At 48.8% G+C, this 10,141-nt stretch carries 10 protein-coding genes; 2 read left to right on the top strand and 8 right to left on the bottom strand.

Annotation, left to right across the window (positions count from 1 at the left end):
• Positions 1 to 107: 107 nt before the first annotated feature.
• The 8 genes from GWG06_RS13390 to GWG06_RS13355 form a co-directional block, all read right to left on the bottom strand.
• Positions 108 to 1,106 carry a chorismate synthase gene (locus tag GWG06_RS13390; RefSeq protein ID WP_127039428.1) on the bottom strand — a complete coding sequence of 333 codons (999 nt, stop codon included), beginning with the start codon at positions 1,104 to 1,106 and terminating at the stop codon, positions 108 to 110.
• Positions 1,107 to 1,142: 36 nt separating this feature from the next.
• Entirely contained in the window at positions 1,143 to 2,408 is a 1,266-nt protein-coding gene (aroA, locus tag GWG06_RS13385; RefSeq protein ID WP_160713776.1) for a 3-phosphoshikimate 1-carboxyvinyltransferase, read from the bottom strand.
• A gap of 38 nt (positions 2,409 to 2,446) precedes the next feature.
• Entirely contained in the window at positions 2,447 to 3,472 is a 1,026-nt protein-coding gene (aroB, locus tag GWG06_RS13380) for a 3-dehydroquinate synthase (protein ID WP_160713774.1), read from the bottom strand.
• Between the two features lie 49 nt (positions 3,473 to 3,521).
• Positions 3,522 to 4,625 carry a chorismate mutase gene (locus GWG06_RS13375; RefSeq protein ID WP_235938317.1) on the bottom strand — a complete coding sequence of 368 codons (1,104 nt, stop codon included), beginning with the start codon at positions 4,623 to 4,625 and terminating at the stop codon, positions 3,522 to 3,524.
• 34 nt (positions 4,626 to 4,659) lie between these two features.
• Positions 4,660 to 5,502 (bottom strand): prephenate dehydrogenase, encoded by an 843-nt coding sequence (locus GWG06_RS13370; RefSeq protein WP_127039420.1) that lies wholly within the window; start codon positions 5,500 to 5,502, stop codon positions 4,660 to 4,662.
• Positions 5,499 to 6,662: a pyridoxal phosphate-dependent aminotransferase gene (locus tag GWG06_RS13365; protein ID WP_160713772.1), complete on the bottom strand. Its 1,164-nt coding sequence runs from the start codon at positions 6,660 to 6,662 to the stop codon at positions 5,499 to 5,501. Before GWG06_RS13365 ends, GWG06_RS13370 begins: the two co-directional genes overlap by 4 nt.
• 16 nt (positions 6,663 to 6,678) lie before the next feature.
• Positions 6,679 to 7,503: a prephenate dehydratase gene (locus GWG06_RS13360; RefSeq protein ID WP_127039414.1), complete on the bottom strand. Its 825-nt coding sequence runs from the start codon at positions 7,501 to 7,503 to the stop codon at positions 6,679 to 6,681.
• A gap of 554 nt (positions 7,504 to 8,057) precedes the next feature.
• Entirely contained in the window at positions 8,058 to 8,291 is a 234-nt protein-coding gene (locus tag GWG06_RS13355) for a hypothetical protein (RefSeq protein WP_127039411.1), read from the bottom strand.
• Between the two features lie 133 nt (positions 8,292 to 8,424).
• On the opposite strand from GWG06_RS13355, the gene GWG06_RS13350 reads away from it, so the two are divergent.
• Together GWG06_RS13350 and GWG06_RS13345 are read left to right on the top strand one after the other, a co-directional pair.
• Positions 8,425 to 9,000 (top strand): RNA polymerase sigma factor, encoded by a 576-nt coding sequence (locus GWG06_RS13350; RefSeq protein ID WP_160713770.1) that lies wholly within the window; start codon positions 8,425 to 8,427, stop codon positions 8,998 to 9,000.
• Between the two features lie 12 nt (positions 9,001 to 9,012).
• Positions 9,013 to 10,107, top strand: a complete 1,095-nt coding sequence (locus tag GWG06_RS13345; RefSeq protein WP_127039405.1) for a S1C family serine protease — start codon at positions 9,013 to 9,015, stop codon at positions 10,105 to 10,107.
• The last annotated feature ends 34 nt before the right edge of the window (positions 10,108 to 10,141 follow it).

Raw genomic sequence — 10,141 nt, 5'->3', positions numbered from 1 at the left:
TGCGAATTACGAATGAGGAGCGAAGATCTAAGCGAAGAAGTAAATTCTTTATCCGCTTAGATCTTCGCTCCTCATTCGTAATTCGCAATTCGTAATTCGTAATTATTTTACACTGAATAAACCCTCCCCCTTCTCTGTTCCAGCATCATAAAATCCGCCAGTACCATAGCAGTAACGGCTTCCAGTACAACGGGTACGCGGAGGGCGATACACAGGTCGTGACGCCCCTTTACGCTGAAGGTTTCTACCTCACCGGATCTGATGTTTAAGGTATGTTGTTCTTTGGGAGTACTGGAGGTAGGTTTAACCGCGATACGGAATACCAGCTGATTGCCGTTGGTGATACCGCCGACAACTCCGCCTGCGTTGTTGGTAGCAGTTTTACCGGCTTTGTCGATGATGGGGTCGTTGTGTTCGAGGCCCTTCATTTTTGCGGCAGCGAAGCCGGCGCCGAACTCTATCCCCTTGATGGCGGGGATAGCAAATACAGCATGTGCCAGCGATGATTCCAGCGAGTCAAAGAATGGCTCTCCGAGTCCTATGGGCAGCCCGTCTACGGTGCATTCCACTATACCGCCTACGGAGTCTTTCGCTGCGATGGCAGCTTCCAGTCCTTCTTCCGGATCTTTATATCCTCCCACTTCTGTGATGGTGGCTTTCACCTGAATGGTATCTCCCAGTATTTTTTTGGCGATAACGCCGGCAGCAACGAGGTTCAGGGTCAGTCGTCCGCTGAAGTGGCCCCCGCCGCGGTAGTCTTCAAAGCCTCCGAATTTCTCGGTAGCTACAAAATCTGCATGACCCGGCCGGGGAAACTCACGCAGCTTTTCGTAATCGGTGCTGCGGGTATTATTATTTTCAAAAAGAATAGTAACGGGAGCGCCGGTGGTATGATCGTTGAAAACGCCTGATTTGATATGGGGAAGATCTTCTTCCTTACGTGGCGTAGTGCCTCTGGCGCCGCCTTTACGACGTTCCAGGTCGGGCAGGAAATCTTCCTGTTTCAGCGGCAAGCCGGCGGGTATACCGTCAATGTTTACGCCTACGCTGGCGCCATGCGATTCTCCGAAAACGGTTACCCTGAATATTCTGCCAAAACTGTTCACACACTAATGATTTAAGATGAAAAAAATGTGCCGTCCTTACTGTACGTCAACGGTGATTTTACCGCCCAGCAGCTGCAGGTGGTCATAAAATTCAGGATATGATTTGTTGATCGCTTCTGCATTTTCGATGACTACAGGGCCGTCGGCTGTTAGTGCAGCAACGGCGCAGGCCATGGCGATGCGGTGATCGTTATGCGAATGTACGGTAGCGCCTTTGATACCGGTACCACCGTGTACCAGCATGATATCGCCTTCCAGGTCTATGCGGATGCCCATTTTGCCGAATTCTTCCTGCAGGGTGAGGCCGCGGTCACTTTCCTTATGTGCGAGGCGGCTTACGCCTTTTATTTTCGTAGTGCCGTTGCAGTTAGCAGCCAGCGCTACCAGTGGCGGGAATAGGTCCGGGCAATCCGTTGCATCTATTTCAAAAGGCTGCAGTCCGTTTCGCTGGATATTGATAGTGAATACGCCGGGCAGAATGGTAGCACCTGCCTTTTCGAGTGCTTCCAGAATAGCTTTGTCTGATTGTGCGGAAGCGGTATTCAGGTGTTGCACTTCTGCCTTGCCTGCCACTGCTGCTGCTACCAGCAGGAATGCCGCGCCGCTCCAGTCGCCTTCTACGGTGTAGTCGGTAGGTTTATATGCCTGTTGTTTGCCAAAGCGGAACTGCTCAAAGCCGGTTTCAGTTACCTTAATACCGAAGTGCGCCATCAGCTGCAGGGTTAATGCAATGTATGGTTTACTTTTAAGATCTTTAACGGTGATGGTCACATCTGCTGCTGCGGCGCCATACGCCATCAGCAGGCCGGTCAGGAACTGAGAGCTGAGAGAGCCGTCTATGGTAATATCTTTGGGTTGTAACGGCCCTTGGATATGCAGGGGCAGTTTACCGTTATCGGTAGTGCATTTCACCTGGAGCTGCGGTAATACTTCCTCGAAGAAGTGCATGGGACGGGTAGTCAGACTGCCATGCCCGACGATAGTGATGGGCTGTGCAGACAATGCTGCGATGGGGGTGAACATGCGGATACCCAGTCCGGATTCGCCGCAGTTGATTTCATGGCTCAGCGGCTGAACACCTTTGCTGGTAATTTCGAAGTGATTGTCTTCCCGTTTGATTTCAGCGCCCAGGTTTTCCGCTACTTCCAATGCTGCCAGGCAATCATTGCTCAGGCCGGGGTTACGGATGATGCTGGTGCCCTTTGCCAGCAATGCCGCTGCAACTGCCCGCTGCATGGCGCTTTTGGAGGGGTTGGCCGTAACGGTGCCTTTAATGATGGCTGGTAATACAGTAACTTGCATATATATAAGTCGTCCGCCTTTTTAAGTTTAGAAAATAATTACAATTCCTGCAGCAACAGCTTCAGGTCAGCAATAGGAACAGGGATGGTAGTCGCCTTTCCTATCTTCTCCAGTAACACAAAATGAATGGTATCTTTCTCCCGTTTTTTATCCAGTCTGAAAATATCGAATACCGCTTCTTTGTCGGAAGTAAATGCTACCGGCAGCTGATAATCGCTGATAAGCCGGATCAGGCGCTGCGTCTGCTCATTCGGGAAACCAATCAGGTTTTCAGAAAAGCGTGCAGCAGCTACCATGCCGATGGCGACTGCTTTTCCGTGGGCAATATGCTCCAGTTTCTCTACAGCATGGCCCAGTGTATGGCCGAAGTTAAGCCAGCGGCGGGGGCCGTTCTCAAACTCATCTTCCAGCACAACCGTTGTTTTAGCCGCCACAGATTTTTCCACGAGGTATTCCAGCACTTCCACATCACGGGCCAGTGCTTTTACGCGGTTGGCTTCCAGATAATCAAACAGGGGCGCATCCATGATGCAGGCATATTTGATAATCTCTGCGAAGCCGTTATGCCATTCTTCGTCAGGCATGGTTAACGGTAACGCATAATCGAAAAGTATGAATTCCGGCTGACGGATAATGCCCAGCAGATTTTTATGTTTACCATGGCTTACGCCGTTCTTACCACCGATGGAGGCATCTACCTGAGCCAGCAAAGTGGAGGGCACAAAGCCGAAAGGAATACCACGCATATAGATGCTGGCGGCAAACCCGGCCACATCGGTAATCATACCGCCGCCGATACCTACCAGCGTGGTTTTGCGATCAGCTTCAAACTGTATCAGCCCGTCGATGATGCGCTCTGTGGTAGCCATGTTCTTCACTTCTTCTCCTACCGGCACTACTATCTTCCTCCAGTTGTGCAGATGATGCCCGTGGTATCTCTCCACGTTTTCGTCTATCACCAGTACTGCCCGGTTGATATCTACATGGTTCCCCAGTTGCAGCAGGCTTTCCCCCAGGTAATAGGTGGTAGCCTGCTGCTGAAAATTATGTGTTATCTTTTTCATCAGATGATTTTCGTGTAGTCTTTGCCGTTAGCAACAACCGGTAACCGGGCTATTTCTCTTCGTTCATCACCCTGTTCTGGCGGTTGATGGATTCCAGATGCACCGCATCGAAATACTTCAGGATGAATTCTTTGGTCAGACCCAGTTTCTCTCCTTTGGCGATGTTACGCTGCAGGATTTCGTTCCAGCGGTTTGTCTGCAGGATGGTGATGTTGTTTTCCTTCTTGTACATACCGATCTTTTCTGCAATCTTCATACGGTTGCCGAGCAGCAGCATAATTTCATCGTCTACCTGGTTGATCTGCGCACGCAGTTTTTCCAGGGCGGTATTGAAATCTTTTTTATCGGTGGATTCTCTTCTCCAAACGATACCGTCGAGCAGTTCAGCGAGTTTTTCAGGTGTTACCTGCTGTTTCGCATCGCTCCATGCGTTGTCGGGATCTACGTGTGTTTCCAGCATCAGACCATCGTAATCCAGATCAATCGCTTCCTGGGATACTTCCTGCAGGATATCGCGGCGGCCGGAGATATGGCTTGGGTCGCAGATCATCGGCAGTTCAGGCATACGGCGTTTCAGTTCAATAGCCAGGTGCCACATGGGGGCATTGCGGTATTGGGTATTGCCATAGCTGGAGAAACCACGGTGGATCAGACCAACCTTATTCACGCCGGCTTTCTGGATTCTTTCCACGGCGCCGATCCAGAGTTCCAGGTCAGGATTGATAGGATTCTTAATCAGTACGGTAGTGTCCACACCTTTCAGGGCATCGGCTACTTCCTGTACGGAGAAAGGGTTAACGGTAGTACGGGCTCCTACCCAGAGGATATCAACACCGAAGTGCAGCGCGTCTTCCACCTGTTTGGCGGTAGCTACTTCCACGGCCAGTGGCAGGCCGGTGATTTCGCGGGCTTTCTGCAGCCAGGCCAGACCTTTGGTACCGATACCTTCAAAAGAACCGGGGCGGGTACGGGGTTTCCAGATACCGGCGCGCAGTACGTCCACTTTGCCGGTTTTTTGTAACGCGAGAGCGGTAGCTAATACCTGCTCTTCCGTTTCAGCGCTGCAGGGGCCGGAGATAATCAGCGGTTTCTTGTCAGATGAAGGATCCGAGAATTTGGTTTTTGATAATATTTCTTCCATTGTCTGTACCATAGTATTGAAGTTAAGTAGATTGTGAGAATTTATATTATTTGAGAATTTTTCTGATTTTATTTGATTTCTGGATGAGTTTGTAGAAGGTATCATAATCTTCCGTTTCCAGTAACACCTTCATCTGCTGCAGCTGGTGGATATGTTCATCAAGCACGTCCAGCACATTGCTGCGGTTATGTTTGAAGATGGGCACCCACATATCGGGAGAGCTTTTCGCGAGGCGCACGGTAGATTCAAAACCACCGCTTGCCAGTTCGAAGATGCGTCCTGATTCCTTTTCCTTCTTCAGTACGGTCAGTGCCAGGGCAAAGGAGGTGATATGCGAGATGTGGGATACATAAGCCGTATGCAGGTCGTGTTCTTCCGCATTCATATATACGGTACGCATCTGCAGCTGGTCTACCATATTTTCCACTATTTCCAGTGCATCTTCATCGCTGTTTTTCACATCGCATAAAACCATGGTTTTATGGGTGAAGAGGTTCCTGATGGCGGCGTCGGGGCCGGAATACTCGGTGCCGGCCATCGGGTGCGCGGCTACAAAGCGCCCGCGGTTGGGATGACCGGCAACGAGCTGAAGAATGATTTGCTTGGTGGAGCCTACGTCCATAATTACCTGGCCGGGGCGTACATTGTCCATAATGCCGGGGAGTACTTTCAGCATCGCATCCACGGGGATGGCGAGGATGACGAGGTCCGACACCTTCATGGCCTCTTCCAGGGAAGCGCCTTCATCTATAATGTTCAGCTCTTTCGCGCGTACGAGGTGAGCAGCCTGCTGATCTACCCCGATCACTTTCGTAGCCGCCCCCTTTTCTTTCAGGGTGATGGCCAGCGAACCGCCGATTAAGCCCGTTCCTACTATTGTTACAATCATTGCAATGCATTTTTAATCCGGTCAATGGCTTCCTGGAAAACCTTTTCATCCTGACAAAGGCTTACCCTGATATAGCCGTTACCGTTACTTCCGAATATGCCGCCCGGTGTAATGAATACGCGCGCTTTGTGAAGCACGGTATCACTGAGCGTGTAGCCGTCTGCGTTATCTCCCGGAATGGCAGCCCATACGAACATGCCTACCTGGTTTTTATCGTAGCTGCAGCCAAGCAGGTCCAGCAGCCGGAATACTTTTTCACGGCGTGCACGGTAGATGGTATTCAGTGCTGCATACCATTCCGGGCCCAGTTCCAGTGCTTTAACAGCAGCCATCTGCAGGGGCTGGAACATACCGGAGTCCATATTGCTTTTGAAGCGCAGCACATCCGCAATACGTTCTGCCTTACCCACGAGCATGCCTACACGCCAACCGGCCATATTAGAAGATTTGCTCAGTGAGTTCAGTTCCAGTACTACTTCTTTAGCGCCTTCGAACTGCAGGAGGCTTTCCGGCTGTTCGCTGAGGATAAAGCTGTAAGGGTTATCATGGCAGATGAGTATGTTATGCTGCTTCGCGAAAGCGATGAGCTTTACGGCGAACTCCCTGTTTACTTTAGCGCCGGTTGGCATATGCGGATAATTCACCCACATGAGCTTCACCTTGCTGAGGTCTTTCCGGGCCAGCGCATCCAGGTCGGGCAGCCAGCTGTTTTCGGCGGTCAGGTCGTAATCCACTACGGTAGCTCCGCTGAGGTTAACGGCGGAACGGTAGGTAGGATAACCGGGATTGGGAATCAGCGCTTCGTCGCCGGCCTGGAGGTAAGTCATGCAGATATGCATGATGCCTTCCTTGGAGCCGATCAGCGGCAGCACTTCCGTATCCGGGTTCAGGGACACGCTGTAATAACGCTGATACCAGTCGGCCATAGCCTTGCGTAAAGCGGGGATACCCTTGTAGCCCTGGTATGCGTGCGTGTTGGGTAATGCCGCCTGCTCGCTGAGCGCGGCTACCACAGAAGGATGCGGAGGTAAGTCCGGGCTGCCGATACCCAGGTTAATAACCCTGGTTCCGGTTTGGTTCATCTCATCTATCTCCCTTAATTTTTTGGAGAAGTAGTATTCTTCTGTACCCTGTAATCTTTTAGCGACCTGTATCTGCATATGCTGCGTTCTGTAATTAATGAGTTTTACCTTTTCTGTAGATGCCCAGCACTTTTAAATTTTCTGTGAGCGGGGCTATTTTCGTTAATGCCTTTTCGAAGTGATCCGGATTTTCGAATTCCATATCGGCGTGGAAGTAATAGTTCCATTCTTTGGCCGGGATGGGGAAAGACTGCAATTTGGACAGGTTAATGCCGGCATCTGCAATTTTCGTCAGCACTTTGGCGAGGCAGCCTCTTTCGTGGCTGGTATGGAAATATACGGAGGCTTTGTTGGCATCCTCTGCGGTAGGCTGTGCCTCGCGGGATAACGCCAGGAACCTGGTATAGTTATTTTTATTGGTCTGGATATTCGGCGCAATAATATCCAGTTCAAAGATCTCTGCGGCCAGTTTACCGGCGATTGCCGCCACGCTTTTCAGCTTTTTCTGCCTTACATGCCTGGCGCTGAGGGCGGTATCTTCTGTTTCTACCAGCTTGATATGCGGGTGTTTCTCCAGGAAGTCAATACACTGTAATAACGCCATCGGGTGAGAGTGCACCTCTCTGATATCTTCGAGAGTCTGACCTGGCAGTACCATCAGGTGCTGGTTGATCTGCAGGTATATTTCCCCGATGACATGGAGCCCTGAGTTCTTGAGCAGGCTGTAGTTAGGTAAAATGCTGCCTGCGATAGAGTTTTCGATGGCCATGATACCGGCGTCCACATCGGGCTGCTGTTTAACTTTGCGCACCAGCTCCGCGAAGGTGGCGCAGGCTTCTATAGTGGTTTGCTTTCCGAAATATCCCTGCGCTGCTACCTGGTGAAATGCACCTTCAAACCCTTGTATCGCAATTTTCATGTGTATTGAATTGTTTTAGTTGTTTATAGTTGCTACAGCAACTAGGTATTTTAAACAAAAAGGGCCCCGTCTCCGGGACCCTTTGTATAATTACTTTTTGTCATAAAGTATGTTTATTACAAACGAGTCCCCTGCTTCTCTGCAAAAAAGAAGTAATAATAATAAGAAGTACTAAAGCTGTGATTCAACATATTATAACATTTGATAATAAAAAAAGCCTCCCTTTTATCGGGAGGCCTTTTTGCAGTTATTTTTTATTTGTACTTACAAACGACCTCCCTATTCCTGGTACCAGAAATAATAGAAGCCAAAAAATCCAAAAGTCGTTTGCGTAGTCATGATAATATTCAGGTTGCTTTGAATGCAGAACAAAAATACGGCACGATTTTAATTATCCAAGCACTATTATCAAAAAATTTATTTTTTTTAATAAATGGCGGTCATTCTTGAATGAATTCTAAAACCGATGATTTACAGGAAGATAGGAAGGCACAAAAAAACCGTTCCAGGCAAAGCCGGAACGGTTCATTATAAAACCTAAAGGTTTAATCAGATTAGTGGTGAGCAGCAGCTGAATCAACTTTTGCAGCAGCTGAATCAACGATAGCTTTAGCAGAATCAGCAACAGCTGTAACTGCAGAGTCAGCTTTCTGAGCAACTGAATCGATAGCGTTACCAGCAGCAGTAGCTGTAGAGTCAGCAGCAGATTTAGTTTCGCCGCCACCGCAGGCAACTGCAAACAGACCGAAAGACAGAGCTAAGAAACCGAGTTTAATTACGTTCTTCATCGTACAATAATTTAAGGTGTTTTTTGAATGATTTACACCTTTATACCGGGATCACCCAAAAGGTAACCCAATCTTTGAAAAAAATTTTTTTTCGGTACTTTGGGTTACCAAATGCCTAATAACTGTATTAAGAGTGAAGCAACAACAAGACATAACAAGAGACAGGGAATTATTGCTGGGACTGGCAAGAAGCGACGATAAGTCATTGGAAACCATCTATTCAGAAAATTTTCCGGCGGTACTCCGCATGATTCTGCAGTATAATGGCTCTGAAGAAGACGCCAAAGATGTTTTCCAGGAAGCGGTTATCGTACTATATGAAAAGGTATGCGAAGGCAGTTTTACCCTGACCAGCCGGCTAAAAACCTTTCTTTATTCCGTTTGTCGTCATATCTGGCTCAAAAAAGTACAGCAGACCTACGGCTTGTATGCTTTGCACCCTGAAATGGAGGAAGTGATTCCGGCAGATGACACGCTGAATGAACACGCTGCCAGAGATGAACAGTTCAGGATCATGGAAGGGGCTATGGGCAACATCGGCGAACCTTGTAAAACCATCCTGGAAGATTATTACCTGCATAAAAAGTCCATGCAGGAAATAGCAGACAAGTTTGGTTATACCAACGCCGAGAACGCCAAAAACCAGAAGTATAAATGTCTGATGCGACTGAAGAAGTTATTTTTTGATAAGTATAATACATCACTATAAGCAGCAACGGCCATGAATGAAGATATGATCTTAATACGTGAAATTGAGCGCTACCTGGAAGGGGAAATGAGCGGACAGGAAAAAGCCGTTTTTGAAGAACTGCGTAGAACCAACCCACTTATCAACAAACAGGTAGAAGAACATCAGTTTTTCCTCAGCCAGCTGACGCACTTCGGTCAGCGGAAAACGCTGCAAAGCAAAATGGATGCTATACACCAGCAGCTGGATATGCCTGTACTGCGCAAGCAGGCCCAGGAAGAAACCTACGCTGCCAAAATGCTGTCCAGACGCCGCAGAACCATCACCAACCTGGCAGCAGCCGCCTGCATCGCCCTGGTAACCTCTCTTTCTACTATCGCTGTCATGCAGAATGCGGCCAGAACCAAATCTACCGCCCAGTATGAAGATGTAAGAAGAGTACTCAACAATATCCAGCGCTCCCAGAATGCGCTGATTAATGATATCAACAACAAAAACAGGGCTCCTGCCAACCCCGGCACCTATGGCGGCACCGGTTTCGCGGTTTCCGGCAACGGTTACGTGGTCACCAACTATCATGTTGTAGCGGGCGCAGACTCCGTATATGTACAGAATAATAAAGGCGAAGCCTTCAAGGCTGTCAGCATTTTTGAAGATATTTCCAGCGACCTGGCCGTACTGAAAATTGCAGACTCCTCCTTTAAGAGCCAGCCACTCCCCTATGCGCTGAAACCGCAAAGCGTGAAACTGGGTGAAGAAGTGTTTACCATGGGCTTCCCCCGCGATGAAATTGTTTATGGCAAAGGTTATATCAGCGCCAAAACAGGTTTCAACGGCGATACCACGGCCTATCAGGTATCCATTCCGGTGAACCCCGGCAACAGCGGCGCTCCGCTGCTGGACAGCAAAGGCGATGTGGTAGGTATTGTAACCGGCAAACAGACCACCTCAGATGGTATTGCCTTCGCCGTAAAATCAGCCCATCTGAAACGCCTGCTGGATGAAATGCCGAAGGAAAAAGGCGTGAAAAGGGAATGGAACCATAAAAGTCACCTGGACGGTATGAACAGGGTGGATCAGATTAAAAAACTGGAAGACTTTGTATATATGGTAAAGGTGTACAATTAACCGGATGCAATTAAAATCTGAATAATTAAAAAAG

The organism is Chitinophaga solisilvae, assembly GCF_009928525.1.
Lineage (GTDB): Bacteria > Bacteroidota > Bacteroidia > Chitinophagales > Chitinophagaceae > Chitinophaga > Chitinophaga solisilvae.
Note: the sequence above shows the minus strand (reverse complement) of the source record. Positions and strands in the feature narration are given on the sequence as shown.

What these genes read in the sequence shown, in the direction of transcription:
- aroA (WP_160713776.1), bottom strand. Translation starts at nt 2,408, where the DNA reads ATGCAAGTTACTGTATTACCAGCCATCATTAAAGGCACCGTTACGGCC.
- aroB (WP_160713774.1), bottom strand. Translation starts at nt 3,472, where the DNA reads ATGAAAAAGATAACACATAATTTTCAGCAGCAGGCTACCACCTATTAC.
- GWG06_RS13375 (WP_235938317.1), bottom strand. Translation starts at nt 4,625, where the DNA reads ATGGTACAGACAATGGAAGAAATATTATCAAAAACCAAATTCTCGGAT.
- GWG06_RS13370 (WP_127039420.1), bottom strand. Translation starts at nt 5,502, where the DNA reads ATGATTGTAACAATAGTAGGAACGGGCTTAATCGGCGGTTCGCTGGCC.
- GWG06_RS13365 (WP_160713772.1), bottom strand. Translation starts at nt 6,662, where the DNA reads ATGCAGATACAGGTCGCTAAAAGATTACAGGGTACAGAAGAATACTAC.
- GWG06_RS13360 (WP_127039414.1), bottom strand. Translation starts at nt 7,503, where the DNA reads ATGAAAATTGCGATACAAGGGTTTGAAGGTGCATTTCACCAGGTAGCA.
- GWG06_RS13355 (WP_127039411.1), bottom strand. Translation starts at nt 8,291, where the DNA reads ATGAAGAACGTAATTAAACTCGGTTTCTTAGCTCTGTCTTTCGGTCTG.
- GWG06_RS13345 (WP_127039405.1), top strand. Translation starts at nt 9,013, where the DNA reads ATGAATGAAGATATGATCTTAATACGTGAAATTGAGCGCTACCTGGAA.